This is a genomic window from Lysinibacillus sp. FSL K6-0232, assembly GCF_038008325.1.
GTDB lineage: Bacteria > Bacillota > Bacilli > Bacillales_A > Planococcaceae > Lysinibacillus.
Map to the genome: position 1 here is coordinate 2,175,071 of NZ_JBBOYW010000001.1, position 15,107 is coordinate 2,190,177.

Annotated in this window: 16 protein-coding genes; 6 read left to right on the plus strand and 10 right to left on the minus strand. The window is 36.8% G+C overall.

Features of this window, described 5'->3' with window-relative positions; genetic code table 11:
• Nucleotides 1-25 precede the first annotated feature (25 nt).
• Together MHB42_RS10605 and MHB42_RS10610 are read right to left on the minus strand one after the other, a co-directional pair.
• Complete coding sequence (locus MHB42_RS10605) at nucleotides 26-1,087, minus strand: suppressor of fused domain protein (protein WP_340806046.1); 1,062 nt, start codon at nucleotides 1,085-1,087, stop codon at nucleotides 26-28.
• A gap of 192 nt (nucleotides 1,088-1,279) precedes the next feature.
• A complete protein-coding gene (locus tag MHB42_RS10610) occupies nucleotides 1,280-1,828 on the minus strand; it encodes a hypothetical protein (RefSeq protein ID WP_340806047.1) in 549 nt (182 codons plus the stop codon).
• A 408-nt stretch (nucleotides 1,829-2,236) separates the two neighbouring features.
• Here MHB42_RS10610 and MHB42_RS10615 point away from each other — a divergent pair, with 408 nt between their 5' ends.
• Entirely contained in the window at nucleotides 2,237-3,157 is a 921-nt protein-coding gene (locus MHB42_RS10615; protein WP_340806048.1) for a VanZ family protein, read from the plus strand.
• A 219-nt stretch (nucleotides 3,158-3,376) separates the two neighbouring features.
• On the opposite strand, the gene MHB42_RS10620 is transcribed toward MHB42_RS10615, so the two are convergent.
• Nucleotides 3,377-3,544: a hypothetical protein gene (locus tag MHB42_RS10620; protein WP_340806049.1), complete on the minus strand. Its 168-nt coding sequence runs from the start codon at nucleotides 3,542-3,544 to the stop codon at nucleotides 3,377-3,379.
• 132 nt (nucleotides 3,545-3,676) lie between these two features.
• Between MHB42_RS10620 and MHB42_RS10625 the strand changes: the two genes are divergently transcribed.
• From MHB42_RS10625 to MHB42_RS10635, 3 genes are all read left to right on the plus strand, one after another.
• Nucleotides 3,677-4,618: an SDR family oxidoreductase gene (locus tag MHB42_RS10625; RefSeq protein ID WP_402893673.1), complete on the plus strand. Its 942-nt coding sequence runs from the start codon at nucleotides 3,677-3,679 to the stop codon at nucleotides 4,616-4,618.
• An 86-nt stretch (nucleotides 4,619-4,704) separates the two neighbouring features.
• On the plus strand, nucleotides 4,705-4,842 hold the full coding sequence (locus MHB42_RS10630; protein WP_340806051.1) for a YjcZ family sporulation protein: 138 nt from the start codon (nucleotides 4,705-4,707) through the stop codon (nucleotides 4,840-4,842).
• A 208-nt stretch (nucleotides 4,843-5,050) separates the two neighbouring features.
• Entirely contained in the window at nucleotides 5,051-5,527 is a 477-nt protein-coding gene (locus MHB42_RS10635; protein ID WP_340806053.1) for a GNAT family N-acetyltransferase, read from the plus strand.
• A gap of 130 nt (nucleotides 5,528-5,657) precedes the next feature.
• Here the strand turns inward: MHB42_RS10635 and MHB42_RS10640 are convergent, their stop codons facing one another.
• Nucleotides 5,658-6,230 carry a TetR/AcrR family transcriptional regulator gene (locus tag MHB42_RS10640; RefSeq protein ID WP_340806054.1) on the minus strand — a complete coding sequence of 191 codons (573 nt, stop codon included), beginning with the start codon at nucleotides 6,228-6,230 and terminating at the stop codon, nucleotides 5,658-5,660.
• Nucleotides 6,231-6,509: 279 nt separating this feature from the next.
• On the opposite strand from MHB42_RS10640, the gene MHB42_RS10645 reads away from it, so the two are divergent.
• A complete protein-coding gene (locus MHB42_RS10645) occupies nucleotides 6,510-9,605 on the plus strand; it encodes an MMPL family transporter (protein ID WP_340806055.1) in 3,096 nt (1,031 codons plus the stop codon).
• A gap of 270 nt (nucleotides 9,606-9,875) precedes the next feature.
• Here MHB42_RS10645 and MHB42_RS10650 read toward each other — a convergent pair whose 3' ends face one another.
• The 5 genes from MHB42_RS10650 to MHB42_RS10670 form a co-directional block, all read right to left on the minus strand.
• A complete protein-coding gene (locus tag MHB42_RS10650; protein WP_340806057.1) occupies nucleotides 9,876-10,166 on the minus strand; it encodes an aconitate hydratase in 291 nt (96 codons plus the stop codon).
• Between the two features lie 43 nt (nucleotides 10,167-10,209).
• Nucleotides 10,210-10,548: a YolD-like family protein gene (locus tag MHB42_RS10655; protein ID WP_340806058.1), complete on the minus strand. Its 339-nt coding sequence runs from the start codon at nucleotides 10,546-10,548 to the stop codon at nucleotides 10,210-10,212.
• A 127-nt stretch (nucleotides 10,549-10,675) separates the two neighbouring features.
• The gene (locus MHB42_RS10660) at nucleotides 10,676-11,890 is read right to left on the minus strand and encodes a Y-family DNA polymerase (protein WP_340806059.1); all 1,215 of its coding nucleotides are present in this window, start codon (nucleotides 11,888-11,890) and stop codon (nucleotides 10,676-10,678) included.
• Nucleotides 11,891-11,919: 29 nt separating this feature from the next.
• Complete coding sequence (locus MHB42_RS10665; protein WP_340806061.1) at nucleotides 11,920-12,141, minus strand: transcriptional regulator; 222 nt, start codon at nucleotides 12,139-12,141, stop codon at nucleotides 11,920-11,922.
• A gap of 216 nt (nucleotides 12,142-12,357) precedes the next feature.
• Entirely contained in the window at nucleotides 12,358-12,555 is a 198-nt protein-coding gene (locus tag MHB42_RS10670) for a DUF6366 family protein (RefSeq protein WP_340806063.1), read from the minus strand.
• 153 nt (nucleotides 12,556-12,708) lie between these two features.
• Between MHB42_RS10670 and MHB42_RS10675 the strand changes: the two genes are divergently transcribed.
• Nucleotides 12,709-13,185 carry a DUF3231 family protein gene (locus tag MHB42_RS10675; protein WP_340806064.1) on the plus strand — a complete coding sequence of 159 codons (477 nt, stop codon included), beginning with the start codon at nucleotides 12,709-12,711 and terminating at the stop codon, nucleotides 13,183-13,185.
• Between the two features lie 143 nt (nucleotides 13,186-13,328).
• Here the strand turns inward: MHB42_RS10675 and MHB42_RS10680 are convergent, their stop codons facing one another.
• Nucleotides 13,329-15,092 carry a hypothetical protein gene (locus tag MHB42_RS10680; protein WP_340806066.1) on the minus strand — a complete coding sequence of 588 codons (1,764 nt, stop codon included), beginning with the start codon at nucleotides 15,090-15,092 and terminating at the stop codon, nucleotides 13,329-13,331.
• Nucleotides 15,093-15,107: the final 15 nt, after the last annotated feature.

Here is a 15,107-nt window from a genome sequence, read left to right on the forward strand (position 1 = left end):
AATGATTTCCAGCGGGAGAGCAGCCTTACCCGATTGTTTCCACAACCGTTCCTTCTTGATCTTTAATGTAGGTTTTCAAAATTTGAAAGCTAACACCTGCTAAGGAAGATAACTCAAATTGACCTTCTTGTGGTACAAGCTTTTGACAAAGCTCCTCCACTGCTGCTTTATTTAAAGAAATAATCACTTCCTGCTCATTGACATGATAGCCTGCTTGCTCATTCGCTTGAAACGTAATGGTCACTTGTTGACCAACTAAGCGAAGGCTTCTTCCTTTTAAAATTCGTCCACGTAATAATTGGCGAATCACACCTGCCTGCTTAGCTCCAAGCTGAACGATATAAGATGGCTTCGTAAACCAGCCCGTTTTTCCCTCTTGCCATGCTAGCTGGTCGACAAAGAGAAAGCCTGTGCTAGAGCCATCTTCTTCTACCCCTCGTTCAACAGCTTCGACAACCACTGGATTTTGTAGAAGAGAGGGTCTTGCTAAATCTGTTACATAGCCCGGTAGCTGCTCTATACCAGCTTGCAGTAAACCAAATGTATGCCACGTTTGAATCGCTTCCAGCTCATCCTCGGTAATGCCAACCATTTGCACAAATGCCACCTTACCGTTTGGTGTATCCATTTCAGCCAGCTCTGGATCATTTGTAAATGCTAATGCTGTTAACAATGTATCTGCACCAAGACAAATCGGCCCATTTGCATCTAAATAATCGCCTGCTACAAACACATTGCCACTATTAAAAACATATCTTGCCATATTTTGTAGTAAATTTAATGCCCAAGCAGGAGGCTCTTCCTCATCGTCGCTACACACTAACCGAAATGTTAGTTCAAAGCCAAAGCCACTGTATTCTTGATTGTTTGATTCTTTGTCATATAATTCAGAAAACCCATAAGTGACGAAGTGCCAATGTGGAATAGGTGTTTCACTTTTATAGGCACTAATACCATCTAGCGGGTCTTGTCCGCCAAGTGCATAAGAAATTAATGTGCCGTAATGCTTTGGCTCTTGCTCACCATATAACGTTGTGAATGCTTGGTCAATTGCATCCCAACCAGCCGTTGTTACTTCTTCACTCATTTTTGCATCCTCCTAGCGGGTATCATTCCATTTAAACGATCTTTCTATTAATATGATACCAATTTTACAGTAGGGCTTTAACAGGCATATGACTCATTTTCAGCATAGCTTCTAATAGGTTTATTTTCATTCCATTAAAGGTAATTGTTACTATCGAAAAATTCAGGCAATCTGTTGAGAGATTGCCTGAATTTAACCATAGAGCATAGCTGGTGCACGCACACCCTGTAAATAATCAGCAAGCTTGCCAGCAAAGACCTGTTCTAAATAAGGTAATTGTGCTAGGCAGTGAGGCGTCATTAATGCTGGATTTTGATATACTTTTAGTCCTCCCACTTTCAATAGCGTCGCTACAAACTGGGAGCAAAAGTAAGCACGCTCTCTTCTCACTTCCTTTTGCATTACCACACCAAACAAGCCAATAAAATTATATTTATAACGATCCCGATTCCAATACATATAACGTACAATTTTCATCATTTCTAAATATTGATAATGGGAGATGGTGCAGCGATAAATCACACAATCTGCTGATTCAAAAAGTCCTTTTTCTGCATCCTCTTGTAAAAACCCTCCACTTAATGGATTGTTTAATTGCCTTCGACCAAAGCTATACATTTCAAACAGCCTCTCATCAAAGGCGATTGACGCATGGTTCATTTCTTTTCCTGTATACATACCGATTGCCTTTGATAATAATGTCCCTGTTTTTGTTAATACTATGTAGATCGTATGTGTCATGTCTTCACCTACTCTGATAATCTCTGTTATTACCAATACGTTTTAAATCTTCAAATGGTTTCGTTAATTCCCTTATTTTATAAATATATAGGACGAATCTTAACAATTTCTTTAGTAGAACCTGAAGATTTTCTTAAGATTTTTCATGATCTATGGTATGAACGCAAGACTTTTGCCATTTTTACTATCTATATTATATGTATGTCATCGTATGCTTATGTAAGATCATTCAATACGGATAGGTATATAGTAACATAAACTACAATAGAAAAAAGTGATGCTTTATTGTTATGAGCAGCTTTTCCTCTCTCTTAAAAAGATTTTTCAGTAAATCTTAATAAATATTCTCATAAATTATTAAGAATTTTAGCTTATTATGAATAGAGAGTATTTTAAGGAGAGAAAAATATGAAAAAACGAAATTTAATAATGCTTATTACTAGTATGTACACAGCGCTTATCCTATTTTTTATGTTCTTTGGCTTTAACCGTTTAGCGCATAGAGAGGATTACATGGACGCTGGCTATGAATTTATGCTTGTTCCATCAAGCGTTCCGTTAAAATTCCCTAGCCTTACATTTTCATGGCTGTACGATTTTGGCAATATTGCAGCCTTTATTCCTTTTGGTATCCTATTTCCGTTATGGAAGCACTGCCATTATAAAAAATTTATTGGGTTGTTCATTGTGGTGATCCTTGGGTTGGAAACGATGCAATCACTCGTCTATCTCGGGACTTTTGATGTAGATGATGTGATTTCTAATACGATTGGTGCAACGATTGGCTATATTGTATACAAGGTTGGCTTCACTGCAAAGTTGACTTTCAAAAAGCTCATTACCTCATGCTTATCTGCTCTTCTATTGATTGGATGTGTCATGATTATATCTGAAGTTTTAGAGAAACGTGTTAGTTCTATCCAGCCTCTGCATACTATTACAGAAACAGCAGGCGCTAAACCATTAACGAGCGACATCCCCAATTTTACTATAGCTGGCCGTAAAATAGAGCCTCACTATAATTTCTATAGTAATGAAGGAACTACAAGCAAAACCTACACCTATACGATTGAGGGCAAGGAGGATGTTATACTTTTTCTACATCTTGGATTTCCAGATGAAGAAGAGCTACAAGGGAAGGTGACCATCGTTACGGATGGAAAGGAAATATTCCAAGCAGATGAAGTATATTTAAAGGAAAACGAAACGCTTGAAATGCCATTAGAAATTCCATTATTTTATGAAGCGAACGAAATGACCATTACTATTACAGGTCATATAAAGCTCTGGGATGTCGGCTTTACAGAAATGAAGCATTGGTGGGAATAAAATAAAGTGATCCTTCAATTAGTGGAGGTCTTACAGCCTTTAGCTTTCGCACAAAAAAACATCTATTAATACGAGATAAATAATAAGACCAGCTCAGCTAAATAAGCTTTGCTGGTCTTTCTATGTTAGCTTTATTGGATGTTCTCCTTAAAAATCCCCCTTGCTTTACTTTAACTAAAAATAAGTTCAATGCCCTCCTGTTATGCTGAACCTATTCTACTAATGGAAGGCTAGTGCAAAATAAGGCTGGTAAATGGGCTGGCAATAATACGGTGGTCTAACACCAATACTCGGCATTAACCAACTATCTTTTAAATAATGCATCATTAATTTATTTTCATGATTTTCTAGTAAACGAGTGACCTCTGGAAAAAATTCAATGTTCATCAAGCAATCCTCCTGCCTCTTTTTTCGAACATAAAAGCGTCAACATTCATAGTATATGATGAAAAGGAGGGATTGGTTATTAGCCATCCAAATGACTGGCAAGCTCAAGATCAGCAAGCACTACTCGAGCAAATTCAATTTTATCAAAAATGGTTTGAGGATCATAAACAAGAGGACCCATACCCCCAATACCCTGTCTATGGAAAGATTACGCAATATCAAGAAGTACCGCTTACACAGCCTGAACAAAGACAATTGCGCCAACCAGGGCTTGAAAGTTTAATGGTGCCGAAGCCTATTATTGAAAACCCTCATTATAAAGGAAGTGGAAAATTAACAGGAAAGGTGGCACTTATTACTGGTGGTGATAGCGGGATGGGGGCTGCTGCTGCCATTGCCTTTGCAAAGGAAGGCGCTAATGTTGCCATTGCCTATTTAGATGAGCATGTAGATGCCGAGCGAACGAAAAACAGAATTGAAGAACTCGGACAAAAATGCTTACTCCTTCCAGGAGACCTTCGTGATAAAAAGCAATGTATAGACATTGTGTCTGAAACAATTCATACCTTTGGTCGCTTAGATATTTTATGCAACCATGTTGGAATTCAATTTCAACAAAATGAGCTTACAGATATAACAGATGAGCAATTTGATGAAACGTTTAAGTTGAATGTGTATGCTCATTTTTATACAACAAAAGCGGCTCTTCCTTATTTAAAAGCAGGAAGCTCTATTATTGGAACGGCTTCAGTTGTAGCTTATGCAGGGGAACCTTTATTAATTGATTATTCTGCGACAAAAGCAGCGATTGTTGGCTGGACGCGCTCCTTAGCAAAAAGTGTTGCAAAAAAACAAATTCGCGTCAATGCGATAGCACCTGGCCGTATTTGGACACCACTCATTCCTGCTAGCTTCTCCTCCGATGAAAATGCCTTACATGGCACAAATCTCTTTAATCGCATGGCTCAGCCCTTTGAAGTCGCCCCCACCTTTGTCTATTTAGCCTCCGATGATTCAAGACATGTGACAGGGCAAGTATTGCATGTAGATGGCGGAGAATCTACTAATTCATAAAGCACAAATTTCTTTTTAGCAGGATAACTATCCTCCCTCTTTTTTCCCATTTCACATATTCTAAAGAATAGACAGGAGGTGTGCACATGGGTTACGGTGGAAATATGAATACTTACAATAATTACTGTGGTGGAGGCTCTGATAGTGGGAATAGCTCTACTTTTTTATTAATCGTTGTCCTCTTTATCCTTCTTATAATTGTCGGTGCTAGTTATATTTGCTAACATGAATGCTCATAGGCTTTAGCTTCTTTTTATTTTCCACTAAAGAAGTGTAAAGCCTTTTTTCATGGAGAAGACAAAACGATTAACCTTAATTTTCGATCATTTACATTTAATCACATTTTATTTTTATGCCTTCTTTTACAGGAAACAAGCCCTATTGACGAACATACGTTCTTTATCTACAATAAGAAAAAAAGGAGGCTATTTTATGCAAAAGACAACAAGCATTGAATTAGTACATTTTTCTGAGGATTATGTAGAGTGTTTGCATGCCTTTGAGCTACCAGAGGAGCAGCATCAATTTACCGCACTACCAAAAGAACTTACAATTGAAAAGGTTGGACAATACCCCATTGTAATCGTGAGCGATACCGTGCCTGTTGGCTTTTTTGTACTACATGCGACAGAACGCGTCCAAGAATATTCCAGCAATCCCGATGCTATGCTGTTAACCGCATTATCGATGGATCACCGACATCAGGGCAAGGGCTATGCGAAACAAGCAATGCTGGCACTTGCTGATTTTGTCAAGCAGCAATTTCCAACATGTAATGAAGTCGTCTTAGTGGTCAATCAAAAAAATATCCCTGCGCAACATTTATATCGCAAAGTCGGCTTTGTTGATCATGGCGAACGTCGAATGGGGCGAATTGGCGAGCAAATTGTAATGCATTTATCTCTTTAATAAAGAAAGGCTAGCAAAACATAGCTAGCCTTTTTTGAGCGCGGGTATGTGCCCTGCTTTCGCGGGTATTTTGCCTTCAAAAGCAGCGGGTATTCGCTTTGCAATCCTTCTCTTATATAGAATGCATATTTTAATTTTTAAATGATTCTGCTATAATTTCGCAACAAATTTGTGCCATTTCTTCGTCACTTTCCTTCATACCAGAAGTTATCCACTCGGTTAAGATATTATATACAGCTCCACTCCAAAAATAAGTTTCGTATTTTTCTTTGCTACTAATAGAATCAGAAGATATATTATCTAGCATTATTTTGTTAATGCTTGAAAGTATGACACCTTCGAAGCCTGCTTTAAGCAGAACTGCGTAAATTTCGGCATGATTTCTTACTTGATTAAAGATAGAGTACCAGAACTCAAAATCATCTCCTGGACATGTGGTCAAATCCATTTTATCTGTAATCGCTTTAACTACTGCTTCTAAGTAATTATTTAAGATATCCTCCTTCGAAGAATAATTACGATAATAGGCAGTTCTTGATACACCAGATCGTTTTACTATATCTGTAATAGAGATGTCTTTGAATTCCTTCTCTTTCATTAAAATGAGTAGTGCAGTTTCAATACACTCCTTAGTAATTCTATTGGATTCTTCGTTAGATAATCGTAATATATCTTTCCGTTCAAGTTCAGTTTTATTTGACATTACATTTTCCCCTTTTTTGTATAGTCCGACACTACAAATGTAACATCAAAAAAGTAACATTTATTGAAAGATAAATCAATATGTTTAAGGAGAATTAGCTAAAAGACTTAATAAAGTAAAAAAATTGAATTTCTTCTGTGACTTTGACGTTACATTTCCTCTCCTTTTGCTCACTCCGACTCTAAAAGTATTGTTATATAAAATCGCTGATAATATACTTGTTTCGGCAGGATAAATGTAACGTCGCAAACGAGTCTGATTTGGAAAGGAATTTTTAGTATGAAGAAATTTAAAAATTGGAGAACACTCTCTTTTATTCTCTGGATTGCTTTAACAATCATTACTTTAACAACGATGCCTGATGTAGATCAATTAATTAAAGAGAAAGGTCAAATTGAGATACCAAATTCTGAACAGAGCGCCCAAGCGGATAAAATCCTTAAAAAAATGGATGAAGGCGAGAATACGTATCATATTATCAGTGTCTTCTACAGCGGTAATGACAAAGAATTGACGAAACAACAACAAGAAGAGATAAACGCTGTCATTAAGGAGCTAAAAAGACAAAAGGAACAACTCGGAATTAAAGAGTTATTAAGTCATCAAGATAGTAAAGAATTAGAAAATCAATTGTTCTCTAAAGATAAAACGACTATATTAACTCAAATTTCTGTCGATACTTCCCAAGGAAATATAACTGAAGTTGCCGAATCTTTAGAAGCCATTCTTAATAAGGCAGATAATGTTCAAGCTTATTTAACTGGTAGTGACTTAATAGCTACTGACTTTGTGAATTCGACGCAAGAGGGCGTGAAAAAAACCGAGGTTATTGCGATTGTATTCATTTTAATAGTGCTGGTTATTGTCTTCCGTTCGCCAATCGTACCAATCGTGTCACTCTTAACAGTAGGTATTTCTTATTTAGTTTCTTGGGGGTTTCTAACACATCTTGTTGATAAGTTTAATTTTCCGTTCTCAGACTTTACTCAAGTATTTATTATAGTAGTTTTGTTTGGTGTAGGCACAGATTATAACATTTTACTGTATACTCGTTTTAAAGAAGAATTAAGTTTACAAGACAATTCGTATGCTGCTGTAAAGGCTACTTTTAAATCCGCTGGTAAGACAGTTTTATATAGTGGCTTAGCGGTTTTAATAGGCTTTGCATCACTCATTCTAGCTGAATTTAAATTGTACCAAGCAACATCTGGAGTGGCGATAGCTGTAGCTTTCCTACTCCTAGTATTAGTTACATTGAATCCCTTCTTCATGGCTCTACTCGGGAAAAAGATGTTCTACCCTGTTAAAAGCTTTAAAGGTCATGGCGATAGCAAAGTTTGGGGATTCCTCTCCAAGTCATCAATAGCTAGACCAGTGATTTCCGTCATTCTGATCCTAGGTATTGCAATACCATTTATGCTTAGCTATTCAAATTCCCTTAATTTCAATGATCTTTGGGAAGTTGGAGATGAATACGGATCAAAAAAAGGTATTAATATAATTGAGGACCATTTTCCAGCGGGATTTTCTTCTCCAGCAAGTTTAGCAATTGAATCAGCTGAAAAATTAGATACAGCGAGTACATTACAAATTTTAGATGAACTAGCTGAAAAAATCTCTAAAATTGATGGTGTTTCCCAAGTTCTAGCTCCTACAAGACCAACTGGAGATAAAATTAAAGAGCTTTATATTAATGAACAAACAAAAATATTAAATGATGGAATTGACGATGCAGACAATGGCATTGGAGAAATTAACGAAGGCTTATCTTCTGCGAGTGATGAATTAAAAAATAACGATACAAGTGGACTAGATGATGTTCAAGCATTAATTGATGGAACTGATAAAGTGAAGGCTGGTGTAAGTTCTCTAAGAGTTGCACTGACTGAATTGTCATCGGGAATTAATGACGGAGCTGCTGGCGCTCAGCAAATTAAGAATGGTTTAGTAACATTACAAGCAAATATGGACACCCTGTCAGATAGTACCTCACAGCTCTATCACGGTTATCATCAGCTAGCAGAAGGGCTAAGTAGCTATGAAGAACACTTCAGTGGGTTTTCAGTGGCAATTGAAAGCATCAAGGGCGGATTCCAGCAAATCGAAGCCTTAATGGGAAATTTGATAGAAGAACAGCCTGAATTAATGAATAATACTAACGTTCAACAAACATTGGGTATTGCTACAGAAGCACAGCAACAATTAGAGCATCTTTCTGTTCAGTTGCAAGAACTGACAAAACAGCATGGGCTAGTCATGGCAGCATTTAGGCAAGCAAATGACTCACTACTTGAAATAAATAATGGATTTCATCAGATGAAGAGTGGTGTTGAAGAATTACATGTTGGTGCAGCAAGCCTAGAGCAAGGGTTAATTGAAGGTGCGAATGGATCAGGGCAAATTTCTACTAATACAGTTGAGCTAGAATCAGGCGTGACCCAGATTAATAATGGACAGAAACAGCTTTTATCAGGCCTGAATGAATTGCAGGACCAAATGGCTCAATTACAATCTGGACTATCTGACAGTACCGATGGGCTTCGTAAAGTCAATGATGGTTTAAGTGACGCTCAGGATTATTTATATAAATTAAGTAAATCTGATAGCTCTGAGAAATTCTATATACCTCAAGAAATCCTTGATGGAAATGAGTTTCAGGAGTCGCTGGATACGTATATGTCAAAAAACAGAAAAATAGCGACAATGAGTATCATATTAGATGTTAATCCTTATGCTCAGGAAGCGATGCCCATCATTGATGACATTAATAAGATTGTAGAAGTTACTTTAAGCGGTACTGACTTAAAGGATGCTCAAGCCGCAATCGGTGGAACTACAGCTATAAATGCTGATTTAAAGGATATTTCACAAGCAGACTTTATAAAAACAGCAACTATTATGTTAATTGGTATAGCCTTAGTGCTGTTAGTAATTACAAAATCAATCGTTCATACCATTTATATTGTAGGTAGCTTGGTTCTCGTTTATTTTGCTTCTATGGGAATAAGTGAATGGATTATTTCTACATTTCTTGATGTAAATATTTTGAGTTGGAATGTTCCGTTCTTCAGTTTTATTATGATTGTTGCACTAGGCGTTGATTACAGCATCTTTATTATGATGCGCTATATCGAATTGGAAGGGACCCCACAACAAAAAATCATGGAAGCTACGCGGCATATGGGAGGAGTTGTATTGTCAGCAGCTCTTATTTTAGGAGGTACATTTGCTGCATTGATTCCTTCAGGGGTACTGACACTTATAGAGGTAGCGACTGTCGTTATAATTGGTCTGGTGCTGCTCAGCTTTATAGCGATGCCTGTATTACTACCAGCTTTGATTTCTTTGACGCAAAAGTTAACAAAAAATAAGTAAGCTATATTTTCTAGCAGTGTCATTTAGGTAACCTATTTGACACTGCTGAAAAACTATTCGATTCGTTCATTGAGTTGTTTCTTTCCTTATGTTTTTTACATAATAGCTAGAAATAACAGCACAAGCAAATTGAATAATAATCCCTGATTTCACTTGTGCTATTATCAATTTTTTATTTTTCTGCAAGGTTCCTTCAGCTATAATATCTACTTAAAAAGTCCTTGTTCTAAAAAAATCAAGATATATTATATCTGTAAATTAGATACTCAGTTATCTGCTTAAATAGCTATTAATTAGCTCCTCTACCTGTGATTTTAGAACTGACTGGGCATAACGTAGAACTTCATCTTCACCTGCCGTTCTGATAACTACGTCACTAAAGTATTGATCAATTTTAACCCACTTAACAACAGCAATATTTTTCTTCGTCAGGAATCTTCTTTGTTTGTGGAAATCATTCCTTATATCCTTTAATAAATTTGCTACAATATTGATGTAAACCTCGGACATTTTTAACTTTTCAAGTGATGCATAGTCTTGCTGTAATGACCTGATTGCCATATCTAATTTTATAAACTCATGTAAAACAGTTCGATCTTCACTATTAATCATCAGCTTCAATCATCTTTGCATCCTGGATTCTATCAAATGCAAGACGCTTTATAGCTACATCAGTGTCTAATAGTAATTCCCTTTTGACTGCATCAGCTCCTTTAATTAGCCCTGTTTCGTCACACAACTTATTATCGCCCCACAGCGTTAATGTAATAAGCTTTTGCATTTTAAAAGCATGCTGTATGGTCTGTTCTATTTCATCTAACTCCCACTCGGCTAATTCTCGCCTTTCAACGTAAAATTGCTGTTGCTCCCATCCTCTAATGAGTTTAAGATGCTCAGGAAGCATCATCGCTGCCCATTTTATTGAACCACGGTCATGTATCATATAAATACTCCTCCAATTTCATAAATACCAATCCCTTACTTTTTTCGCATTTTGTGTAGCATTAGAGAACTTTAAATGAAGTTCCTTTCATCATCCCTCTATCTTTTATCTTCCAAATCCCTCCTGCTTAAGCTAAATGACCGCCCAATAATTGCTCACGTTTGAAAGCTGTCCCTGCATCTGTATAGGAAGCGGCTCGCAATAATGCCGTAGCACCAAACTTGCGTCGAATCGCATCCATTGTGTGCCCTAATAGCTGTCGCTGTTCCTTTCGTTCATCAAAAAGATCAAGCTGGATACTTTGCTCAGGCTCAAGGTTCGTTAAACGTACGGTCAATTGACGTGCTGGCTGATTAGTAAAATACGTATCAAGTAAGTCAATGCAAATCTTATACATCACCATCGTTTCGCTTGTTGGCACTGCGATTGTTTTGGAGCGTTGAAAGCCTTTTGTCATCGCACTATGACTATAGGACAAGCCTAATGAAATGGTTCGAGCGACATAGCCTGCCTCACGCGTTCGGCGCATTACATCCTCACACATCTCTAATAGCACTACGGATAATTCCTTTTTTGTATAGTAGTCACGCATAAGCATTTGACCTTTTCCGAAGCTTAACGCCCCACTTCGGGCAAGCGAATTATCCAGTGTGGAAAAATCAATACCATGCGCATGGTTATATAATTGATGCCCGATAATGCCGAATTTTTCCTCTAGCTTCTGGACATTCGCATGTGCCAATTCACCAACGGTTTGGATGCCTATTGCGTGTAACCTGGCTTCCATCTGTTTGCCGATTCCCCACATTGCAGATAATGGGGATACAGGCCAAAGCTTTGTTGGTATATCCTCATATGTCCATTTGGCAAAGCCTGATTTTTTTGCCTCAATATCTAAGGCAAGCTTTGCCATCAGCATATTAGGCCCCATGCCAATTGCGCTTGGAATACGAAATTGATCATAAATCGCTCGTTGAATATCCTTTGCTGTTTCTTCAGGAGGCCCCCAAAGCTTTGCTGTTCCCGTTAAGTCCACAAATTGCTCATCGACACTATAAATATGAATGCTTGTAGGCGGCACATACTTAGCAATAAGCTGTGTAATGGCCATCGACATATCAATGAAAAAACGCATCTTTGGCTCAAATAGCTTAATCGCAGGATGCTTTGGAATTTCATAGCGTCTGTTGCCTGTTTGAATATGAAAGGTTTCCTTCATCATTGGAGAGGCAGCGAGCACAATGCTGCCTGGCTGCGCCAAATTCCCAACAATGGCAATGGGCTCTTTCAGCACATCCAATCCTTCCAGCATAGCGATACAGCTTGCATAAAAGCATTTCATATCAATACAGATTATCTCTTTTTGCGGCATCATATGGCATCAGACTCTCGCTGTACAATCGGGCGTAGCGCCAGCACATTGTGGATAAGAAATGTACGCTTCGCTAATCGTGTAAAGCAAAATGCCGTGAAGGCATCTCCTGTGATCGTGAGTATTTTTACACGTCTTTTTGTCATCACACCTGACTTTGCTATATACATCATCTGAATGATTTGCCGACGCTGCATCGCTTTCATTAACTGCTCCCTCATCTCAATCACCCTCCTATTTATAGAACAAACGTTTGTATATCTATTATACGAACATACGGTCTGAAATAGAAGTGGTAATTTTTAGTTAGGCATTTATGAAGAGCCGCTCTTACTTAGGACATAGGCTCTATTTTTATGATTGTAATGATACTCAATTAAAAAACCTTTTCAAAAATCGAAAAGGTTTCTTTTGAACATATTATCACTGAGGATTATCTAAAAAAATAATTTATAGAGTATATAGCCGAAAAATAGGAGTAAAATTAATGCAATCGTTTCTTTCCAGCCCAAGCCTGTTAAATTTCCACCAGCTCCCCTATTGATTCCATCATTTAAAGAACCAGTAGGATTATTTTTTAACTCCTGCTGCCTTAAACGTTCCCTTTTTTCTTCTGGTGTTTCTTTTGAATCCATATCACACACCTCCAAAAAATATAATTATTTATAATATAACTTCTTTCTATATGAAATAGTGAAATGATCCTACTCCCAATATATCAATATGAATAAAAATTCATAAATTGTCCCATCCTAACCGTAAATGATGAAAAAATGAGGACGTGTTATATGATAAAAGGAAATTTAGCATCACTACCATTTCGGGAGATTTTCAAGCTTTGGTCACAGCTTAGCACCAATCAAGGCTATATTGCCGCAAGTCATGCTTTTTTGCAGCATACGCGCGATAAACAGTTAAAAGTTATGATTTTGGAATTTATTCAATGCTTAAAAGAGGACAATAAACAGTTAACATTGTTATTACAGAACAATGGCGTGCTTGCACCAGCAGCTTCACTCGCATACAGTCATATGAAGCTCACAGATATTCGAGGGAAAACAACAATTAAGGATAGTGATATTAGCGCTATTTTATCCATGAATATTGCCGCTTCTGTGATTGCTGTAAGCCAAGCATTGGAAACAGCGACTACAAAGAAGCACCTGACAAAATATCGGGAACTCCATATGCGCTATGCACTACTAGGCGCTAAGCTTATTGAGCTTAGTAAAAAGAAGGGCTGGCTATTAGCGCCAGCACAATAAAAGAAGCACCCACAAAGAGGCGTTCACTTAGGGATTGAAGAAAAAACTAAAGTGAACAGCTTCAAGCGGGGCAAAAGTAAAAGACCAGTCACAATCAGGCATGAATGCTTGAAGCGGCTGGTCTTTTTGATCGATTATCATTTCTAAATGGATACCTTGAGCAAGGCATCATAGTTATGAATTTTAATAGCATCTTTGTTGTAGTCAAAATTCAGTTTATCAAGTTTATCTGATAAGCATTTTTTAGCATACGAAGGATTGCTATCAGTGTTTTTTGCTTCTAGTAACATAATTTGTTCTGACTTTCTCATTGGATGAATAACCATCCCATCAAATTCACTTAATTTCTTTCCAGGCAAATCTTTTTGATAAATTAATATGCTTGAAGGTATTGTAATACTCGTATCATTAATGTCATCTTGTATTAGACAGTCAAGCATAAATTCCACTTCATGACGTTCATCGGTATTTCCATTCCCTTTTGCTAAAAGGGATTTAATTTCAGCAGTGCGTTGCCTCTTACCTCGTGTGCATAACACACAAATTTCAGGGTCAACTGTTGCTTTAATTACGACTGGATTTTCGCCAAATAAATAATAGAGAAAAAATTTACTGGCGAGTAAATATCGTATGTCTGCATTTGATGGGTGCGCAACTCGGCGCAAATATTTAATTGTAGATTTTAATACTCTAAACGATGTAAGAGCTTTATTCTGGCAATTCTTTTTTATTGAAACAAGTATTGTTCGTTCTCCAGAATTTCGATCGTAGTATCCTACTCTTGAGTTATTTATACGTTCCAATTCCAACAACAATCCTTGTGATAATTTTTTGTCCTCAGCAGTAAATGTTAATTTCAGAATAGCATCTGGTGAATAATCACGTGTTTGGCGATGTTGTTTATTAAAAATGCTTTTTGAACATAACCAAAAATCAGAATAGTATTCTTTATACTTAATACCCTCATCTTTAGATAAAGTATTGACGATTTTTCGTGATATTCTATAGTAGCAAATAGCGTTTGAATTCTCATTATAAACTGTGTCATCAAGCATTTTCCCAATAGAAGTAATTAATCGATTTGCAGGTAATTGATCATTATAAATTGATAATAGCTCATGAAATAGGATAAGAACCGCTTCTTTATTGCACAAGTCAATTGTAATGGGCATATTTGCAATTTGTAAGTCATAAGCGATATAGGAAACATTGCGAACAGAGCGAAAAACTTTAAATATAAAATGCAGTTTACTACTATCACTAATTGAGTTTTCATTAAGATATGCATATATAAGTTCCTGTGCCAATATGACAGATTGTTTGCTCTGATCACAACGTTCAAGGACAAGTAATGAATTCAATAAATGTAGCCTATGATAATTTTGCTCACTCAATAAAGACTCTGCAGCTACTCTAAATCGATGGCTATTAGAACTATTCAATAGTTTATTTCTAAAATCCACATTTTCCTCTGCAAGCATTACAACTGCTCGCGAAGCAGTAAAGGTATTATAAAAATGTCCTAGATTATAAGCAATTGTAAGGATTTGCAACATATCCCCCACAGTTGGATTTTCTTTTTCTGATATATATTGCATATTATCCCCAAATTCCTTACCCTTCACAGGGTTATTATATGTTAGCTCGAGCTTGGTCTGTAAATTTTTCTTTATTAGCTGATGAAAATATAATTGTAATACAGTATAGTCAAATCGAGATTTCCTTAGATTTTTGGGAACTCTAATAACACCAAGCTGAGGGGTATCTTTTAGGCGCTGAATAATACCAATTTTTGATAATTCATTATATAGCTCAGTTGCATAATTGTATAAATCAACTTTTACTTTTAAGTTGCTTTTTCTTGGTTTTTGTTTCGGAAGTAAATCATGTTCAATAATCTTTCCCATTCAAAATGCTCCTTT

Bases quoted from the DNA above. Each gene is read 5' to 3' on its own strand.
- MHB42_RS10605 (WP_340806046.1), bottom strand. From the start codon at position 1,087: ATGAGTGAAGAAGTAACAACGGCTGGTTGGGATGCAATTGACCAAGCA.
- MHB42_RS10610 (WP_340806047.1), bottom strand. From the start codon at position 1,828: ATGACACATACGATCTACATAGTATTAACAAAAACAGGGACATTATTA.
- MHB42_RS10615 (WP_340806048.1), top strand. From the start codon at position 2,237: ATGAAAAAACGAAATTTAATAATGCTTATTACTAGTATGTACACAGCG.
- MHB42_RS10620 (WP_340806049.1), bottom strand. From the start codon at position 3,544: ATGAACATTGAATTTTTTCCAGAGGTCACTCGTTTACTAGAAAATCAT.
- MHB42_RS10630 (WP_340806051.1), top strand. From the start codon at position 4,705: ATGGGTTACGGTGGAAATATGAATACTTACAATAATTACTGTGGTGGA.
- MHB42_RS10635 (WP_340806053.1), top strand. From the start codon at position 5,051: ATGCAAAAGACAACAAGCATTGAATTAGTACATTTTTCTGAGGATTAT.
- MHB42_RS10640 (WP_340806054.1), bottom strand. From the start codon at position 6,230: ATGTCAAATAAAACTGAACTTGAACGGAAAGATATATTACGATTATCT.
- MHB42_RS10645 (WP_340806055.1), top strand. From the start codon at position 6,510: ATGAAGAAATTTAAAAATTGGAGAACACTCTCTTTTATTCTCTGGATT.
- MHB42_RS10650 (WP_340806057.1), bottom strand. From the start codon at position 10,166: ATGGCAATCAGGTCATTACAGCAAGACTATGCATCACTTGAAAAGTTA.
- MHB42_RS10655 (WP_340806058.1), bottom strand. From the start codon at position 10,548: ATGATACATGACCGTGGTTCAATAAAATGGGCAGCGATGATGCTTCCT.
- MHB42_RS10660 (WP_340806059.1), bottom strand. From the start codon at position 11,890: ATGAAATGCTTTTATGCAAGCTGTATCGCTATGCTGGAAGGATTGGAT.
- MHB42_RS10665 (WP_340806061.1), bottom strand. From the start codon at position 12,141: ATGAGGGAGCAGTTAATGAAAGCGATGCAGCGTCGGCAAATCATTCAG.
- MHB42_RS10670 (WP_340806063.1), bottom strand. From the start codon at position 12,555: ATGGATTCAAAAGAAACACCAGAAGAAAAAAGGGAACGTTTAAGGCAG.
- MHB42_RS10675 (WP_340806064.1), top strand. From the start codon at position 12,709: ATGATAAAAGGAAATTTAGCATCACTACCATTTCGGGAGATTTTCAAG.
- MHB42_RS10680 (WP_340806066.1), bottom strand. From the start codon at position 15,092: ATGGGAAAGATTATTGAACATGATTTACTTCCGAAACAAAAACCAAGA.